General features: G+C 57.8%; 17 protein-coding genes. 9 read left to right on the top strand and 8 right to left on the bottom strand.

All coding sequences use genetic code 11. The features are described 5' to 3' along the window. Positions 1–5: 5 nt before the first annotated feature. From ACEN9J_RS13825 to ACEN9J_RS13800, 6 genes are all read left to right on the top strand, one after another. Entirely contained in the window at positions 6–365 is a 360-nt protein-coding gene (locus tag ACEN9J_RS13825; protein ID WP_296734732.1) for a hypothetical protein, read from the top strand. Between the two features lie 35 nt (positions 366–400). Further along, positions 401–1,492: a histidinol-phosphate transaminase gene (gene hisC / locus ACEN9J_RS13820; RefSeq protein ID WP_413764356.1), complete on the top strand. Its 1,092-nt coding sequence runs from the start codon at positions 401–403 to the stop codon at positions 1,490–1,492. Further along, complete coding sequence (gene hisB, locus ACEN9J_RS13815) at positions 1,489–2,124, top strand: imidazoleglycerol-phosphate dehydratase HisB (RefSeq protein ID WP_413764355.1); 636 nt, start codon at positions 1,489–1,491, stop codon at positions 2,122–2,124. The genes hisC and hisB overlap by 4 nt, the downstream gene beginning before the upstream one ends. Before the next feature lie 51 nt (positions 2,125–2,175). After that, positions 2,176–2,841, top strand: coding sequence for an imidazole glycerol phosphate synthase subunit HisH (hisH, locus tag ACEN9J_RS13810; protein ID WP_261209851.1), 666 nt, complete (start codon positions 2,176–2,178; stop codon positions 2,839–2,841). 66 nt (positions 2,842–2,907) lie between these two features. Then, entirely contained in the window at positions 2,908–3,651 is a 744-nt protein-coding gene (hisA, locus tag ACEN9J_RS13805) for a 1-(5-phosphoribosyl)-5-[(5-phosphoribosylamino)methylideneamino]imidazole-4-carboxamide isomerase (protein ID WP_261209853.1), read from the top strand. Between the two features lie 16 nt (positions 3,652–3,667). Next, positions 3,668–4,852: an AAA family ATPase gene (locus tag ACEN9J_RS13800; RefSeq protein WP_413764354.1), complete on the top strand. Its 1,185-nt coding sequence runs from the start codon at positions 3,668–3,670 to the stop codon at positions 4,850–4,852. Between the two features lie 12 nt (positions 4,853–4,864). Here ACEN9J_RS13800 and ACEN9J_RS13795 read toward each other — a convergent pair whose 3' ends face one another. Then, positions 4,865–5,761: an amino acid ABC transporter substrate-binding protein gene (locus tag ACEN9J_RS13795; RefSeq protein WP_413764353.1), complete on the bottom strand. Its 897-nt coding sequence runs from the start codon at positions 5,759–5,761 to the stop codon at positions 4,865–4,867. A 13-nt stretch (positions 5,762–5,774) separates the two neighbouring features. After that, positions 5,775–7,082: a dicarboxylate/amino acid:cation symporter gene (locus ACEN9J_RS13790; RefSeq protein WP_413764352.1), complete on the bottom strand. Its 1,308-nt coding sequence runs from the start codon at positions 7,080–7,082 to the stop codon at positions 5,775–5,777. 180 nt (positions 7,083–7,262) lie between these two features. On the opposite strand from ACEN9J_RS13790, the gene ACEN9J_RS13785 reads away from it, so the two are divergent. The 3 genes from ACEN9J_RS13785 to ACEN9J_RS13775 all read left to right on the top strand — a co-directional run bounded on the left by ACEN9J_RS13785 (position 7,263) and on the right by ACEN9J_RS13775 (position 10,333). Then, the gene (locus ACEN9J_RS13785) at positions 7,263–8,099 is read left to right on the top strand and encodes a D-hexose-6-phosphate mutarotase (protein ID WP_413764351.1); all 837 of its coding nucleotides are present in this window, start codon (positions 7,263–7,265) and stop codon (positions 8,097–8,099) included. 26 nt (positions 8,100–8,125) lie between these two features. Continuing rightward, on the top strand, positions 8,126–8,908 hold the full coding sequence (gene hisF / locus ACEN9J_RS13780) for an imidazole glycerol phosphate synthase subunit HisF (RefSeq protein WP_413764350.1): 783 nt from the start codon (positions 8,126–8,128) through the stop codon (positions 8,906–8,908). Positions 8,909–9,253: 345 nt separating this feature from the next. Next, the gene (locus tag ACEN9J_RS13775; RefSeq protein ID WP_413764565.1) at positions 9,254–10,333 is read left to right on the top strand and encodes a polysaccharide biosynthesis/export family protein; all 1,080 of its coding nucleotides are present in this window, start codon (positions 9,254–9,256) and stop codon (positions 10,331–10,333) included. A gap of 9 nt (positions 10,334–10,342) precedes the next feature. Here the strand turns inward: ACEN9J_RS13775 and ACEN9J_RS13770 are convergent, their stop codons facing one another. Genes ACEN9J_RS13770 through ACEN9J_RS13745 form a run of 6 tightly spaced genes read right to left on the bottom strand, consistent with a single transcriptional unit; the run spans position 10,343 to position 18,058 of the window. Further along, positions 10,343–11,554 carry a glycosyltransferase family 4 protein gene (locus tag ACEN9J_RS13770; protein ID WP_413764349.1) on the bottom strand — a complete coding sequence of 404 codons (1,212 nt, stop codon included), beginning with the start codon at positions 11,552–11,554 and terminating at the stop codon, positions 10,343–10,345. After that, positions 11,551–13,410: a heparinase II/III-family protein gene (locus tag ACEN9J_RS13765; protein ID WP_413764348.1), complete on the bottom strand. Its 1,860-nt coding sequence runs from the start codon at positions 13,408–13,410 to the stop codon at positions 11,551–11,553. The genes ACEN9J_RS13770 and ACEN9J_RS13765 overlap by 4 nt, the downstream gene beginning before the upstream one ends. Next, positions 13,404–15,521, bottom strand: a complete 2,118-nt coding sequence (locus ACEN9J_RS13760) for a bi-domain-containing oxidoreductase (RefSeq protein ID WP_413764347.1) — start codon at positions 15,519–15,521, stop codon at positions 13,404–13,406. Before ACEN9J_RS13760 ends, ACEN9J_RS13765 begins: the two co-directional genes overlap by 7 nt. Before the next feature lie 26 nt (positions 15,522–15,547). Further along, positions 15,548–16,300 carry an AglZ/HisF2 family acetamidino modification protein gene (locus ACEN9J_RS13755; RefSeq protein ID WP_413764346.1) on the bottom strand — a complete coding sequence of 251 codons (753 nt, stop codon included), beginning with the start codon at positions 16,298–16,300 and terminating at the stop codon, positions 15,548–15,550. Position 16,301: 1 nt separating this feature from the next. Next, entirely contained in the window at positions 16,302–16,925 is a 624-nt protein-coding gene (hisH, locus tag ACEN9J_RS13750) for an imidazole glycerol phosphate synthase subunit HisH (protein WP_413764345.1), read from the bottom strand. After that, positions 16,922–18,058 carry an N-acetyl sugar amidotransferase gene (locus tag ACEN9J_RS13745; RefSeq protein WP_413764344.1) on the bottom strand — a complete coding sequence of 379 codons (1,137 nt, stop codon included), beginning with the start codon at positions 18,056–18,058 and terminating at the stop codon, positions 16,922–16,924. The genes hisH (ACEN9J_RS13750) and ACEN9J_RS13745 overlap by 4 nt, the downstream gene beginning before the upstream one ends. Positions 18,059–18,069: the final 11 nt, after the last annotated feature.

Genomic DNA, 18,069 nt, shown 5'->3' with positions numbered 1-18,069 from the left:
CCGCCATGCAGCGCACGCGTCTCCTGCTGCTGCCGCTCGCGCTGGCCGCGGCCAGCCTGGGCGCGCAGGCCATGAGCATCCGCGAGTTCCACACCCTCGAGGTGAAGGAGAAGAAGCAGGGCAAGGCCTACGCCAGCTACTACCTCGTGGGCGTGCTCGAGGGCCTGCGCGAGGCTGGCGATGCCGCGCGCCGCGCGGGCCAGAAGCCGCTGTTCTGCGTCGACGGCCGCCGGCTCGAGCCCTCGATGGCACGCTCGCTGTTCGAGGCCGAGCTCAAGCGCAATGCCGAGCTCTACGAGGCCGACATGCCGGTGCAGCTGGTGATGTCGACCGCGCTGCAGAACAGCTTCCGCTGCGCTTCCTGATTTTTTCCATCGACCGTTTTTTCTCCGAGCTCCCGATGTCCGACACCACCGTCCCCGTTCCCGCGCTCCAGCGCATCCGCGCCGACGTGCGCGCCATGCATGCCTATGCCGTGCAGGACGCGCGCGGCCTGGTCAAGCTCGACGCGATGGAGAACCCCTTCGGCCTGCCGCCCGCGCTGCAGGCCGAACTCGGCGCGCGGCTCGGCGCGCTGGCGCTCAACCGCTACCCGGGCGAGCGCGGCGCCGACCTGCAGCGCGCGCTGGCCGCGCAGGCGCGCCTGCCCGAGGGCTTCTCGCTGGTGCTGGGCAACGGCTCGGACGAGCTGATCTCGCTGCTCGCGATCGCCTGCGACCTGCCGGGTGCCAGCGTGCTGGCACCGCTGCCGGGCTTCGTCATGTACGCCATGAGCGCCCAGCTCCAGGGCCTGCGCTTCGTGGGCGTGCCGCTCACGGCCGACTTCGAGCTCGACGAGGCCGCCATGCTGGCCGCGATCGCGCGCGAGAAGCCGGCCATCGTCTACCTGGCGTACCCGAACAACCCGACCGCCAACCTCTGGGACGACGCGGTGCTCGAGAGGATCGTCGAGGCCCAGGGGGCGCAGGGCGGCCTGGTGGTGATCGACGAGGCCTACCAGCCCTTCGCCGCGCGCAGCTACATCGACCGCCTCGCGAAGCACCGCCACGTGCTGCTGATGCGCACCCTCAGCAAGTTCGGCCTGGCCGGCATCCGGCTGGGCTACCTGATGGGCCCGGCCGCGCTGATCGCCGAGATCGACAAGGTGCGTCCGCCCTACAACGTCAGCGTGCTGAACTGCGAGTGCGCGCTGTTCGCGCTCGAGCATGCCGAGGTGTTCGAGGCCCAGGCGAAGCAGATCCGCGAGGAGCGCGAGCGGCTGATGATGGGGCTCGGCCGGCTGCCGGGCGTCAAGGTCTGGCCCAGCGACGCCAACATGATCCTGCTGCGCGTGCCCGATGCTTCCCGCACCTTCGACGGCATGAAGGCGCGCGGGGTGCTGGTGAAGAACGTTTCTAAAATGCACGAACTGCTCGCGAACTGCCTGCGCCTGACCGTCGGAACGGCCGACGAGAATGCCAGGATGCTCGCGGCGCTCGAAGCCTCACTATGACCACCCCCCAAGCCGCTCCCGCGGCCACCCCCGACGCCCTCGCCGTGCGCACCGCCACGGTCGCGCGCAACACCGCCGAGACGAAGATCACCGTCAGCGTCAACCTCGACGGCACCGGCCGCGCCAAGCTGGCCACCGGCATCGGCTTCTTCGACCACATGCTCGACCAGATCGCCCGCCACGGGCTGATCGACCTCGAGATCGACTGCCAGGGCGACCTGCACATCGACGGCCATCACACGGTGGAAGACGTGGGCATCACGCTGGGCCAGGCCGTGGCCAAGGCCGTGGGCGACAAGAAGGGCATCCGCCGCTACGGCCATGCCTACGTGCCGCTCGACGAGGCGCTCAGCCGCGTGGTCATCGACTTCTCGGGCCGGCCTGGCCTCGAGATGCACGTGCCCTTCACCAGCGGGATGATCGGCGCCTTCGACAGCCAGCTCACCTACGAGTTCTTCCAGGGCTTCGTGAACCACGCCTTCGTCACGCTGCACATCGACAACCTCAAGGGCGTCAACGCGCACCACCAGTGCGAGACCGTGTTCAAGGCCTTCGCCCGCGCCCTGCGCGCCGCGCTCGAGCTCGATCCGCGTTCGGCCGGCGTCATCCCCTCGACCAAGGGCTCGCTCTGATCCTGCAAGCGGAACAGCGTGCCATCGCACGCTCCGCCTGTCATTGAAGCTATGAAAACTGTAGCAAACAACGCCAACACCGTCGCCGTGGTGGACTACGGCATGGGCAATCTGCATTCCGTCGCGCAGGCGGTGCGCCATGCCGCCGACCAGGTCGGCGTCGAGGTGTTCGTGACTTCCGATCCCGAGGTGGTGCGCAAGGCCACGCGCGTGGTGCTGCCGGGGCAGGGCGCCATGCCCGACTGCATGCGCGAGCTGCGCGATTCGGGGCTGCTCGAATCGGTGCTCGAGGCCGCGGCGACGAAGCCGCTGTTCGGCGTCTGCGTGGGCATGCAGATGCTGCTGTCGCGCAGCGACGAGGGTCCGACCGACGGGCTCGGCCTGATTCCGGGCGAGGTGGTCCGCTTCGAGCTCGAAGGTCGGTTGCAGCCCGACGGCAGCCGCTTCAAGGTGCCGCAGATGGGCTGGAACCAGGTGCGCCAGGCGCAGCCGCACGCGGTGTGGGCCGGGGTGCCCGACGGCAGCCACTTCTATTTCGTGCACAGCTTCTATGCGCGGCCGGTCGATGCGCGCCACAGCGTGGGCGAAGCCGAATACGGGGCATGCTTTACCGCCGCCATCGCACGCGATAACATTTTTGCCACCCAGTTCCACCCGGAGAAGAGTGCGGACCACGGGTTGCAGCTCTACCGAAACTTCCTCCACTGGAATCCCTGAACACCTCGTTCCCCTGACCGGGCGCCGCCGGCCGGCGTCCTTTCGTTGCACTCTCGCGTCACTTTCATGCTCCTCATCCCAGCGATCGACCTCAAAGACGGCCATTGCGTACGCCTGAAACAAGGCGACATGGAACAGTCCACCATCTTCAGCGAAGACCCCGCGGCCATGGCGCGCAAGTGGGTCGAGGCGGGTGCCCGGCGCCTGCACCTGGTCGACCTGAACGGGGCTTTCGCGGGCAAGCCGCAGAACCACGCGGCGATCAAGGCGATCCTGAAGGAGGTCGGCGACGACATCCCGGTGCAACTCGGCGGCGGCATCCGCGACCTCGACACCATCGAGCGCTACATCGACGACGGCCTGCGCTACGTGATCATCGGCACCGCCGCCGTGAAGAACCCGGGCTTCCTCAAGGACGCCTGCAGCGCCTTCGGCGGCCACATCATCGTGGGCCTCGACGCCAAGGACGGCAAGGTCGCCACCGACGGCTGGAGCAAGCTCACGGGCCACGAGGTGGCCGACCTGGGCAAGAAGTTCGAGGACTACGGCGTCGAGTCGATCATCTACACCGACATCGGCCGCGACGGCATGCTGTCGGGCATCAACATCGACGCCACGGTCAAGCTCGCGCGCGCGCTGAGCATCCCCGTCATCGCCTCGGGCGGCCTGTCGAACATGGCCGACATCGACCAGCTCTGCGCGGTCGAGTCCGAAGGCGTCGAGGGCGTGATCTGCGGCCGCGCCATCTATTCGGGCGACCTCGACTTCGGACAGGCGCAGGCGCGCGCCGACGAACTGGCCGGCGCCTGAGGGGGCCTGGCGGCGCGTGCTGTCCGCGCTCGCCATCGCCAACTACCGCTCGCTGCGCCAGCTCACGGTGCCGCTCGCGCGGCTCACCGTGGTCACCGGGCCCAACGGCAGCGGCAAATCGAGCGTCTACCGCGCCATGCGCCTCTTGGCCGAGATCGCCAACGGCGGCGCGATCCGTTCGCTGGTGCGCGAGGGCGGGCTGTCCTCCACGCTGTGGGCCGGGCCCGAGCGCTTCTCGGTCGCCATGCTGCGCGGCGAGATGCCGGTGCAGGGCACCACGCGCAGCGAACCGGTCGCGCTGAAGCTGGGCTTCGCGGGCGCCAGCGCCGAAGACTTCGGCTACGCGATCGACATCGGCCTGCCGCCGCCGATTCCCTCGACCGCCTTTTCGCGCGACCCCGAGATCAAGCACGAGGCCATCTGGGCCGGTCCGCTGCTGCGGCCGTCCACGCAGCTGGTCGACCGCAAGGGCGCCTCGCTGCGCTTGCGCGACGGGCGCGGCTGGCAGCCGGTGGGCCGGCCGATCCCGTCCTTCGCGAGCATGATGACCGAGCATGCCGACCCGCGCGACGCGCCCGAGATGCTCACCTTGCGCGAGCAGATGCGCTCCTGGCGCTTCTACGACCACTTCCGCTCGGACGCCGAGGCGCCGGCGCGCCAGCCGCAGCTCGGCACCCGCACGCCGGTGCTGGCCAACGATGGTGCCGACCTCGCGGCCGCGCTGCAGACCATCCGCGAGATCGGCGACGGCGAGGCGCTCGATCGCGCCGTGGACGACGCCTTTCCGGGCGCGCGCATCGAGATCGACGCCGAGGGCGACCGCTTCCAGACCTTGATGCACCAGCACGGCCTGCTGCGCGCGCTGACCGCCGCCGAGCTGTCCGACGGCACCTTGCGTTACCTGCTGTGGATCGCGGCGCTGCTCACGCCGCGCCCGCCCGCGTTGCTGGTGCTCAACGAACCCGAGACCAGCCTGCATCCCGACCTGCTGCCCGCGCTCGGACGGCTGATCGCGCATGCGGCGCGCGAGTCGCAGGTGATCGTGGTGTCGCATGCCTCGCGGCTGATCGCCGCGCTCGAGGAGGCGGCCGCGGGTGGCGTCGAGCTGCAGTCGGTGGTGCTCGAGAAGCGCCTGGGCGAGACCCGCATCGCGAACCTCGACATGAGCGAGATTCCGCGCTGGGAGTGGCCGGCGCGCTGAAAGCGGCCCCGGCTACTCGGCCTTCACCGACATCGTCTTGATGATCGTCTCGAGCTGCGCGCTCATCGGCAGGTCGAGGCTGGCGCCCGTGGGCAGCTTGCGCAGGAACCAGCGCTTGTACTGGCGCTCGATCTCGCCGTCTTCGGCCAGCACCTGGAAGCTGTCGTTGATCACCTTCGCGAGCTGCGGGTCGCCCTTGCGGTACATGATCCCGTAGGGGTCGTAGGAGAGGAAGTCGCCGACCACGCGGTAGTCGGCCTGGGCGTTCTCCTGCGCGATCAGGCCGTAGAGCAGCACGTCGTCGGTCGCGAAGGCATCGGCCTGGCCGCTCTTCACGAGCGCGAAGGACTCGGCATGGTCGCGCGCCACCTGCAGCTGGATGCCGAGCTTGAACTTCTCGGAGAGATCGCGAAGCGTCTTCTCGTTGGTGGTGCCGGCCGTCACAGCCACCTTGCGGCCCGCGAGGTCGCGGAACGAGGCGATCGGCGTGCCCTTCTTCACCAGCACCTTGGTGCCCGAGACGAAGATCGTCGGCGAGAAGCTCACGCGCTTCTGGCGTTCGAGGTTGCTGGTGGTCGAGCCGCATTCGAGGTCGACCTTGCCGCTCGTGACCGCGTCGAAGCGCGAGTCGGAGGTGACCGGCTCCCACCGGATCGCGAGCGTGCGGTCGACCGCGTTGCCGATCGCCGTGACCAGCTCGCGGCACAGTTCGATCGAATAGCCGACCGGTTCCTTGCGCGTGTTGAGGAAGGAGAAGGGCACCGAGGATTCGCGGTAGCCGATGGTGATGGCGCCGCTGGCACGCGCCTTGGCGAGCGTGCCGGTGAGAAGCTCCTGGGCCTGCGCCGCGCCGGCCGCGAGCAGCAGGGCCGCGCAGGCCAGGGCGGTCCTGCCAGGCATTGTTGTCATGCCGTGCATCGCCTCAGCCATGCGCCGGATGCGCGATCGTCGCGGCCGCTTCCTCGTCGAGCCGGGCCGCGTTGAGCTCGGCCTCGCTCTCGGGCAGCAGCTCGCCTTCCCACTTGGCGACCACCGCGGTGGCGATGGAGTTGCCCACCGCGTTGGTGGCCGAGCGGCCCATGTCGAGGAAGGTGTCCACGCCCAGAATCAGCAGCAGGCCGGCCTCGGGAATGTCGAAGTGGTTGAGCGTGGCGGCGATCACCACCAGCGAGGCGCGCGGCACGCCGGCCATGCCCTTGGAGGTGAGCATCAGGATCAGCAGCATCGTGATCTGCGTGCTGATCGGCATGTGGATGTTGTAAGCCTGCGCGATGAACAGCACGGCGAAGGTGCAGTACATCATCGAGCCGTCGAGGTTGAACGAATAGCCCATCGGCATCACGAAGCTCGAGATCTTGCGCTTGACGCCGAAGCGGTCGAGCGCCTGCAGGATCTTCGGGTACGCGGCTTCCGAACTGGCGGTGGCGAACGAGAGCAGGAAGGCTTCCTTGATCAGCACCAGGAGCTTGAACACGCGCGGCCCGAGGAAGGTGAAGCCCGCGAGGATCAGCACGCCCCACAGCACGAACAGGCCGAGGTAGAAGTCGCGCATGAACACCGCGAACTTGATCAGGATGCCCAGCCCGTTGACCGCCACCGTGGCGGCCATGGCGGCCAGCACCGCGAGCGGCGCGAGCTTCATCACGTAGCCCGTGATCTTCAGCATCGCGTGCGAGAGCTCCTCGGTGGCGGCGACCAGCGTCTTCGCCTTGTCGCCGAGCGAGGCCAGCGCCACGCCGAAGAACATCGAGAACACCACGATCTGCAGGATCTCGTTGTTGGCCATGGCCTCGACGAAGGACTTCGGCACCGTGTGGCTCACGAAGTCCTTGAAGGTGAACTTGGAGGTCGCGAGGTTCGCCGAGGCGCCGATGTCGGGCAGCGGCAGGCCCAGGTTGGCGCCGGGCTCGAGCAGGTTGGCCATCACCAGGCCGATCACCAGCGAGATCAGCGAGGCGGTGAGGAACCAGCCGATGGCCTTGCCGAACACCCGGCCCACCGACTTGGCGTCGCCCATGTGCGCGATGCCGACCACGAGCGTGGAGAACACTAGTGGCCCGATCAGCATCTTGATCAGGCGCAGGAACACGTCCGAGACGATCGAGACGTAGCCCGCGATCTCCTTGGCGGTTCCCTTGTCCGGGAAGCTCGCGAAGATCATGTAGCCGAGGATGATGCCGAGCACCATGGCAATCAGGATCCACGCCGCCATCGGCAACTTCTTCTTCATTCGATTCCCCTTGTCCTGGTTGTGTGAGCGTTTTTTTGGGCAGGCACAGGGTATCCAAGAAGGCCCCGGGCTTGCAATCGGGGCCTGACCATGCAGTCTTTAGGCCCCATGGCCGCGCCGCGCGAGGCGCCGATGTTGCGCGAAGCCGGAGCGATCGGAGCGCTGCCTACAATTCCTCACATGCACACCAGCTCGATCGAGTTCCGCGGCCAGCCCGCGCTGCGCGCCTCCGGTGCCGACGGCAGCACCCTCACCGTGGCCCTGCACGGGGCCCACCTGCTCTCCTGGACCACGGCCGACGGCAGGGAAAGGCTCTACCTGAGCCCGCGCGCCGTGTTCGACGGCAAGACCGCGATCCGCGGCGGCGTGCCCATCTGCTGCCCGCAGTTCAACCAGCGCGGCATGCTCCCCAAACATGGCTTCATGCGCAATCTGCCTTGGGAGAGCCGGGGCGTGGATGCCGAATCGGGCGCGCTGACCCTGCGGCTGCGCGACGACGATGCCACCCGGGCCCTGTGGCCGCATGCCTTCGAGGCGCGGGTCGCGTTCACGCTCGATGCCGGGCAACTGCGCACCGCGCTGAGCCTGCGCAATCTCGGCGGCGGGCCCTTCGCATTCACGGCGGCACTGCACACCTACCTGGCGGTGGACGACATCGCCGAGGCCCGGCTCGAAGGCCTGCAGGGCGCCAACCGCTGGGATGCGGTGCGCGACGACCGCCATGTGGAAACCGCGCCGGCCCTGCGCTTCGAATCCGAGTTCGACAGCGTCTATGCCGCGCCGGCCCAGCCGCTGCGGCTGGTGCAGCCCGGCGGCACGCTCGAGATCGCCCAGGGCGCCACCTGCACCGAAACCGTGGTCTGGAACCCGGGCGCCGCGCTCGGTGCGAAACTCGCCGACATGCCCGAGGACGGCTTTCGCCACATGCTCTGCGTCGAGGCCGCGCGCATCGACGAGCCCGTGCAACTGGCGCCCGGCGCCGAATGGCAGGGCTGGCAGCAACTGCGCGTCCTCTGATTCCTTCTTTTCCCCGTTACCCCACCATGCTCGCGAAACGCATCATTCCCTGCCTCGACGTCACCGGCGGCCGTGTCGTCAAGGGCGTCAACTTCCTCGAACTGCGCGACGCGGGCGACCCGGTCGAGATCGCCGCGCGCTACAACGCGCAGGGCGCCGACGAGCTGACCTTCCTCGACATCACCGCCACCAGCGACGGCCGCGACCTGATCCTGCCGATCATCGAGTCGGTCGCCTCGCAGGTCTTCATTCCGCTGACCGTGGGCGGCGGCGTGCGCACCGTCGAGGACGTGCGCCGGCTGCTCAATGCCGGTGCCGACAAGACCAGCTTCAATTCGGCCGCCATCGCCAATCCGCAGGTGATCAGCGACGCCTCGGCCAAGTACGGTGCCCAGTGCATCGTGGTCGCCATCGACGCCAAGCGCCGCACGCCCGAGGAAGCGGCCAGCCGCGGCCCGGGCTGGGACGTCTACAGCCATGGCGGGCGCAAGAACACCGGCCTCGACGCCGTCGAATGGGCCACCGAGATGGCGCGCCGCGGCGCCGGCGAGATCCTGCTGACCAGCATGGACCGCGACGGCACCAAGAGCGGTTTCGACCTGGCACTGACCCGCGCGGTCAGCGACGCCGTCAACGTGCCGGTGATCGCCTCGGGCGGCGTGGGCAACCTCGACGACCTGGCCGACGGCATCCAGAAGGGCGGGGCAGACGCCGTGCTGGCCGCGAGCATCTTCCACTACGGGCAGCACACGGTGGGCGAGGCCAAGGCGCGGATGGCCGAGCGCGGCATCCCCGTGCGGCACTCATAGTTCGATGCAAGCAGCTTTGGCCAAGGTAATTTGCTTCCCACTTCACCTTGTCTTGTCAATGGCATCGCTGGACTTTGTGCTCAAAAACCTGGACGCATCTACTTGCATAAACTTTTTTCTTGGTGCAGGCCCGTTCGGCAATCGATGCGAAAACAAGAATATCATCGGCAGCCAGCTGGTTTGTCGTGCTACTGCTCGGACGAGAACTGAATGGATTTATGGAATCCTTACGTAAATTAAATATTAACCTGGATGCTAGCCTTGAAATTTTCTAAGAATGTATCAGCCCTTTCTGGGGCAATCTTCATTGGCGCGGTTCTTCAGGGTTGCACTATCGTGCCTGGTATGGGGAACGTCAGCGCGTATACGGAAAAAGGCGAGCTGCCGCCTAAATTTCAATATTTAGAGGATGAGGCTCCGGAAGGGCGAATCACTCCGATCTCTGTGGCGTTAGTTAAAACGCTATCTGAATTCGGTCCAAAGGACTTGCCAATCGAGGTTCGGGCACTGTTTGGCAAGCCCGAACTTTACAAGATTGGACCAGGTGATGTCGTCGGCGTTATCGTCTATGACCATCCTGAACTTCTGCCTAATGCTGGTGCCGTGATTTCTCAGCAAACCGACCCCACTGGAGTAAGCGTGGCGCCAGGGTTCATCGTGGGCGGGAATGGCGAAATATCTTTCCCCTATGTAGGAAGGGTAAGAATAGAAGGCTTGACCGAGGCTGAAGCTTCGGATTTGATCGCCGGGCGGTTGGCAAAAAATATCCAAAGTCCACAGGTAACTGTTCGAATTCAGTCCTTTAGAAGTCGAAGAGCCTATGTGGAAGGGCAAGTCCGTAATCCGGGCTCGCAGATTTTTACTGACCTGCCAATGACGGTCGCGGAGGCAATAAATCGCGCAGGCGGCATCTCGGACGCTGGCGATCGTTCTGCTATCGTCCTAACTCGAAGCGGACAGTCTGTAAGAATAGATTTGCAAAGATTGAGAGAGGGTGGAAAAGATTTGACAGATATCCCATTGAGGAATGGAGATACCATTACTGTCGGTACCCGCGAAGATACCAAAGTATATGTAATGGGCGAAGTGCTACGTCCAACTGCTTTGCCTCTTAGAGGAACTGGTCGGCTAACCCTCAATGAGGCGTTAGGAGAGGCAGGAGGGCCATCTTTAGATACTTCGAATCCTGCCCAAATTTACGTAATTCGTAAAGGCGCAACGGGGTTGCCTGCAATTTTCCAGTTGGACGCAAAAAATCCTGCGGCATTTGCCTTGGCAAGTCAATTCCCGCTGCGGCCGCAAGACGTTGTTTACATCGACCCCGTTCCACTTGTTCGTTGGAATCGCGTAATCAGCCTCATCCTGCCTTCCGCGGGAGTTGTAAATTCGGGCAGCGAAACTATCGATCGAGTTCGTGGCTGGTGAGTTACTGTCCTAGGTTTTTTCGATCCAAGTGACCCAGTTTTCTGCTAACTGACTACGATCGAATTTTCGGGCTGCTAGATCATGGCTTCGAGTACCCATTTCCTTCAATGCTGTCCTATTCGAAGCGGCTTCTTCTAATGCGTCGGCAAATGCAACAGCGTTTCCGGGCGGTACGCTAAAACCGCATCGGTGTTCATTAATTAAATCCGCCAACCATCCCGGATAATTGTTGAGCACTGGAAGACCCGCCGCGATGTAATCAAAAAATTTGTTTGGAGAGGTGCCGTAGTAAAATGCAGGAACATTAGCCAGAACTTGCAATCCTAAATCTGCGGCAGCCATCAAGCCGGCAAGTTGAGATTTATTAACCGGATCGTGGAAGACGACATTAACCAGACCCTCTCTTTGGGCTCTGTCTTGCAGGGTTTTCTTAAGTTTTCCTTGACCGATTAGAAGAATCTTAATGTCTGATCGATCTCTTTTCTTTAGCTCTGCCGCTGCATCTAGCACGGAATCTAGTCCGTTAGCTAGACCATGAGTTCCTGCAAATACAGCCATTAGATCTGTTGAGGAAATTTGCGCGGGTCTCCAAGGCTTTGAACGGTCAGAGAATATACTGAGATCACAACCGTTCGGTATCAGTGAAACGGCATCCGGACGTACTCCGCGATGCAAAATTCCTTCTACTATTCCTGGGGACAAGCCAATGAGCCGATGCGCGGAGCGATAACTCATCCATTCTAAAGCGCCAAGGGCCGCAAGTAGGACGGGATTTCGGATGACACCCATAGCACGAGGCAGCTCCGGCCACAAATCGCGAACTTCGAAGACAAATTTTTTCCCTCGAAGCCAGCGAGAGCAAATTCCCGGAAGGCCAGCAGTCAGCGGCGTGCTAGTCGAAAATAAAATATCGTATTTCTCAGAAAAAACCAATCCGACACTACGTATTGCAAATTTGAGAAATGTTATCGCTCGTTTTACAAAGCCATCAGCGTTTGAGTAAGCCAGGTCAAACTCGATGATTTCAATCCCATCGGCCAACCCTCTACGTCGCCCACCAACAAACGGTTGAGTTAACCCAGTTTCGCCGGCACCGTAACTTCCGCAGACCATTGTGACGTGATGACCACGCTGGAGAGCCTTGCGGGCCATCTCGTAGGAGCGAATACCAGTAGATCCTTTTGGGGTGGAAAAATGCTGGTGAAAATAGAGTATTCTCATGTATCCCAATTGCCGGTAGTTGTTATGGTTCCCGAGTTGGCAACTTCCAGTTCTAAAACTTGCAAAACGTTCTTCTCCAAATAATTTCGCGACTCCCAGCCCTCAACAAGTTCAACTCGTTTGAAAGATATGTCGCTGTTAATGCTTAAAGAAAACATTGGATAGTTGCTCGAGGTCGCGATTATTTTTCCGCTTCTTTCTTCAATGGCCCAACTACCTGGCGCCAGCCGCCAGCGTAAAACTGCTTTTACGGTGAAGCCATCGATGGTATCGTTAACTTCAAAGCAGCGTGAACCCAGTTTCACTTTCCGGCTATGACGTGCGCCATATCTATCTCGATAGCTGGCGCCAAACGAGGTTTGATCCTCCGTCTCTTTCAATTTTTCAATCGCCGAGGTTTTTAGCCAATCTCCAAATAAAAATCGGCTTAACCTTGGCATCTGTTGTCGATCGTCAAATTGAATAGTGTTGTGACCGGCCGCTCCGTTAAAGTAACTTATGGTATCTTCATCTGTGTTGTAGCTATAACTGCCTGCATCTCTTAATAAATTCACTGCACCGACCCAGAAGTCCAGGTGAAGGGCGTCGGCTTGGCTCGGTCTGAATTGAAATCTCGGGTACCTCAGCAAAAGCATCGCATCTTCCCGAAGCAGAACTGCAAATCCCGTATCGTCTGCTATGCAACTCTCCCTAGGCGATGCGGAATCGTTCGGCAAGCTGATTTCCAACCAGTTCAACGCATCGTTCCAGCTTCCCGCCTGTGAATAGGCCCGCTTTCTTCCAAACAAAACCATCGCCAGCTGCACGCTCGGGCGGTAATCTCGATATTGCGTATTCGAAAGCTGAATTAATCTCGCTCCATCGTTCGCACCGACATTTGGGCCGTCTCCGTCGATGGGGTTAATCATCAAATATAGCCATTGCGTTGCGGCGAGGGCTTTCTGATGCCAACAATCTGAAAATTTCTTGAGACTTAAGCGTTGACGCCATAATTCCGCCACGCAAAATGTATCAAGCATTAAACGGTGGTAATTCAAAGAATATTGGCTGAAGCCGCCGAATTTTCCGATGAGGCGCGTTGCTCTATCTTCTAGCAACTCATATCCCATCTGTTGCCACTTATCCCCTTGCGGATCCCCTAGACTGCTTAGCCAGCTTCCTCCTACAAAAAGTGCCGCACCCTCGGACGTGCCATGGTTATTTTGCTGGGCAACTGCATACTGAATAGTGGGTGCAATACGCATCAAATGAGCTTTGATCAGCTTCGTTAGACTTGGCGTTGCACTGCCAATTTGGTCCAATATGATGGCAGCAACTGCCAGATGCATAACCCGAATCGATGCTTCCTGCCCGCATTTCCAGTTAGGTCCTTTGTATGGGGGGTTGTTGCTGCACCAATCATTAAGCCAAGAGTTTAGCCGATCCAAGGAGTGGAAATCTCCCAGCCGAGCCCGTTGCGCCAGTGCCAAGACCCAATCAAACCTAGAGAACTCCCATATTAGCTTTATATCTCCAACAGAAGGATCGAAATCTGGTATTTCCCACCAATTTCGAAGCGGATTGGGAAAATCCGCCCCTGTTAACGGATTGGCATGCCAATTCGGAGGGGAATATTGAATTTCTGTTTTTAAGCTGCTGAAGAGCAACGAAAAATCGTTCCAATCCGTAACGGGAGTCAAACGGCAAGGCTGAAAAGAACCGGGGGGGAGAAAAAACTCTCCTCTCGGTAATGTGGATGATATGCGCAGTACTGGATGAATGCGGATTTTTAATCTTAATTTATAGCTTGCTACTCGAAATACATTCAAAATTCCCAATTTGAATGCCGTTCGGGCTTTGTGAAAGATCTCTAGCATTGTTCCCGTACTTCTCGGGCGGCATCAAGAGTAGCCTTTGCAACCTCAAAAATCTCGTTGCTAGGAATGGCGGGAACTCCACTTTTTATTCCGCGCAAAAAAGCATCTGCGCATTCTTTTTGTCCCTTGTTTTGCGCCCACAAGTTCATTTTTTTAAAACCAGTCCAACCATATCCTGTCAGTTTTCTAAAATTGTCCAGCTGTAAAACTTGGCCATTTGCAAAAACTTCAACGCGTTCCTTGGGGAAACTGGCTGCACCGTTTGCCAGGTACATGATCGTCCCGAACGAGCCGTCTTCAAATCCGAGGGTAATGCTGGTCTTGTCTTCAAAAATTTCGATACCGGGAGAGTAACCCATTCGGCGTGCTTGTACAGAAACGATCGGAGATCCAGCCAAATGACGCATCAAATCAATAAAATGGCAGGCCTCTCCGATGATCCGCCCCCCCCCGACTGAATTGTCCTGAGTCCAATGATTGGCGGGGATGGCTCCAGCATTCATTGTCATAATGAATGCCTTCGGCTGCTTAATCGGACGCAGGAGTTCTTTAATTTTACAAATTTGAGGGGAAAATCTGCGATTGAATCCCACCATCAATTGGGGCGAATTCCCCCTCGCCAAAGCTTGATCGAAACTGTTTCGTATTTTTTCGAGTCCGGCATAATCGATTGCCAGGGGTTTTTCTACAAAAACACTTTTATTGGCATCAATCGATTGTATAACAAGATCCGCATGCGTATCATGGCGCGTGACAATCACGACCGTATTGATTGCGTCATTTTTTAGGATTGAATCCAATTCGGTCGAGGCTTTACTGAATCCAGATTTTTTTCCATGAATGACACCGTTGACGCCACCTTCCGTCACAATGGTGTGAAATTGTGCCCCGGCGGACTTAAAAGCCGGAATAAGCATTCGAGAGGCATAGTTTCCGGCACCTATAAAGCCCAAAACCGGATCTGAAGACGAAAAGGATGAATTTCCCCCCAAGTTTGTTGAACGAATCATTCGCTCAGCAAAGGTGGAATTGTATTGAAGGAGCAGCCCAAGCCCGGCTTTATCTGCTGTCAAAGCTTCGTATGCTTCTGAAGCTTTCTCAAAGGCAAAACGATGCGTGATCAACTGCTTGACATCCAATTTTCCGCTGTCAAGCATGTCCAAAACGGCTTCGAAGTTTCGTTGTTCGGTCCACCGAACGAATCCCAAAGGATAATCCTGTCCTTTATCCTCATAGGCAGGATCGTAGCGGCCAGGTCCATAAGAGCATGAAACCTGGAAACTCAGTTCCTTTTCATAAAAATCTGCTCTTGAAAGTTCGAGGCCAGTGACTCCGACAAGAACTATACGACCTCTTTTTCTGCACATCCGCGCAGCTTGGGTTACGGGGTCATTAGAGCTCGTAGATGCTGTGATGATGACGCCGTCAACCCCGCGCCCGTGACTAAACGCCATTCCAGCGTCAAGAACATTTTCGCCCTTTCCAGGATTGCATATTTGTGCGCCGTATTGTTGGGCCAATGCCAGTTTCGAATCATCGAAATCGATGGCCAGCACCCTGCAGCCATGGGCGCGAAGCAACTGAACTGTTAATAAGCCGATCAGCCCGACTCCAGTTACCACGAAGCTTTCGCCCAGGGTTGGCTGTGCTAGGCGGATGCCTTGCAACCCAATGCTGGCGACTACGACAAATGAAGCCGATTCGTCGTCTACCGAATCAGGGATTCGGGCACAGAGATTTTTTGAAACTTTTACAACATCTGCGTGAGGTCCATTGGAAACCACGCGATCGCCAACTTTGAATTCGCTGACATTGGCACCCACTTCTGCAACAACACCAACATTGCAATATCCGAGGGGAAGAGGTTGCGCCAATTTTGATTTAACTGCTTCGATGGTTGTTATCAGCCCATCGGTCCGAGCCTTTTCCAACACCGTTCTTACTTTTTCGGGCTGTTGTCTAGCTTTATCGAGATATGAAGCCTTTCCAAAGCCAACAAGCATGCGCTCCGTTCCGGCCGAGATCAAACTGATCGAAGAATTAATGAGCAACGACTCACGTCCAACCCGGGGTGCAGGCGCCTCCATCAAAATGGACTCTCCGGTTGCCATGTTTTGAAGTATCTGTTTCATTTTTTCTAGCGAACTCGAGAAGGACGCGCGTAGCTAATGAGGACCGCGCGATATTGGCCCTTAAATACAAAAAAGGACCCGGCGGCTGCTCCAACGACGCCAACGCTGTCAATTAATGCTTGCATATGATCCAGGCTTCCGCAACCACCCAGCATGGTGATCGGACAACTCACGGTGCTTCTAATTTGATTAGCCAAGTCGAGATCGTAGCCTTCGGATGTGCCATCACGGTCTATTGAATTAACAATTATTTCTCCTGCGCCAAGTTCTAAAGCTTCGACGCAGGCGTCAACCAGCGGAGTTTTTACTTTATTTTTTCCGTTGTGGGTGTAAATTGTGTAGCCGGGAAAGATTTTGTTTTTCTTGACATCAAACGTGACGCAAACACTTTGAGAGCCAATAGCGTCGGCGATTTCTCTAATTAGCGGTGGCCTCTCGACTGCGGCAGCGCTGATCGATACCTTTTCAAACCCAATATTAATAATATTCGATGCCGTCTTGGCGTCTTTCACTCCGCCGCCATAGCACAAAGGCATTCTGGACTCGGTCGCGATGTGCTTTAAAAGTTCGAAATTTGGCGAAGTTTGACGAGAAGTTGCATCGATATCGAAAAATGCAAGCTCATCCACTTCTTTTTCATTGAATATCTTGACCGCATTGATGGGGTCCCCGATGTATTTCGAATTATCAAAGCGTACCGTTTTTACCAGTCCATTATTTCGAAGAAGCAAGGTGGGGATGATTCTCGAGCGTAGCATTCTAGGCTTTCCCGATCATGGAGAAATTTCGAAAAATCGCTACCCCGTTCGCATGACTTTTCTCGGGGTGAAATTGAACGCCCATAATGTTTGAATGCGCGACAGCACAGGTAAATGGAGCGCCATATGTCGCGCTGGCGATTTCATCGCTTGGATACAAGGTACGGTAGTAGTAGTTGTGCAGGAAATAAAAGCCCAAAACTGGATCAATTCCAGAAAGAAGCGGGTGGGGTTCGACATGAGTAAGGGTATTCCAGCCCATGTGAGGCAGCTTCAACTGCGTTGATATTGTTTGCGGATCAAATCTACAAACTTTGCCTTTGATCCAACCCAAACCTTTCTCCTCGCCTTCTTCGCTCGATTCCGCAAGGATCTGCATTCCTACGCAGACACCTAGAATTGGCTTTTTTTGCTGTAAAACCTCGTAGTCAAGCATGCTCAAGAGGCCAGAGCTCTTGAGATGCCGCATTGTCGAGTCAAAAGCACCGACACCAGGCAAAATGTAACGCTCGGCACCACTCAATTCCTTTATGTCAGCGCTGATAAAGTGGGGAATTTTCAATTGTTTGTAGATGTTGGCAATTGCGCCAATATTGCCGGATCCGTAATTGATTATGCCGATCATCTTTTGACAGACCTTTCAACGCCTATGCTTTTTAGGAATTTTGCCCCTAGGTCAAACATCCACTCTTGATTTTTATAATCTCGATATGATTTCAAAGGCAGATTTTGATATTCCTTCAACTGAGACGAGGAAATTCCGAGCTTTGCAGCGATGAAATCAAAATCTTCCTCGATGGTGCTCTCGTCAAATGCAGGGGTTTTAAGCCTCCGAAGAGCTTCGGCTCTTGTCATTTGCTTTGTCAATATCAAACTGGAAAATTGAACTCGCCGGGTGTCGAACCCGAATCTTGTTGGTAGCCAGTAGGATTCAAAGAATCGAGTAAAACGGGACTCAAAGTGCTTCTGAGGATACGCTTTCCATCCATACTTTTCTTGGAGCGTCGATATCGCCATCTCCTTGGTGTAGGGTAGATAATTCAGCGGCTTTATTACCTGTACGCCTTTGAGGTATCTTAAATAGAGTTTATGGAAAAGAACGCTACTGAAGGGATAGGTGCTCAGTGTCATGGTTCCAAATTTCTTTTGAATGTCCTTGAGCTGAGCCATGTCGGTACCGTAATAGAGCCATTCTTTTGGATTCCTTACGCATTCCGTGGAAATGTTTCCACCATTGAGAATGTATTTGATGTTGTGTTTATTCGCAAAATGATAGAGTGTGGCTATGAACGCGTGATCCTGAGGAATGTCGAGATGCGAAACCCCGGATTTAAAGAAGGCGAGTTGAAAGTCTCGCATCTCTTCCCAGTTGATAACCTCGGTGTATAAATCCAGGCCTAATTTTTCGACAATTACTTGAATGTTGTTTACGGCGATATCTGTATTCCATCCGCCATCAACGTGGAAGACCAGCGGACGAAGACCAAATTCAGCCACCATGAGGTGCAAAAGATAAGAGCTGTCAAGGCCTCCGCTCATACCCATGATGCAATCAAAGGGCTTTCCTTTTGAGGCTGCTTTGATCTGCTTCACCTGCTCAAATATCGCAGCTTTGCCTTTTTCATCAGTGTGCCAATTGGGCGCAACGTTCTTTTCAAAATCGTTGCAATGATCGCAGACTCCATGGCTGTCGAAGCTGATCATGCTGTCCGACGTATCCATGACGCAGTTGGCGCAGATTGCGTAATCTCTTTTCATTTTCGTATTGG

The sequence above is a fragment of the Variovorax sp. Varisp41 genome (genome assembly GCF_047325085.1).
GTDB lineage: Bacteria > Pseudomonadota > Gammaproteobacteria > Burkholderiales > Burkholderiaceae_C > Variovorax.
This window is presented reverse-complemented; position numbering and strand designations above follow the sequence as displayed.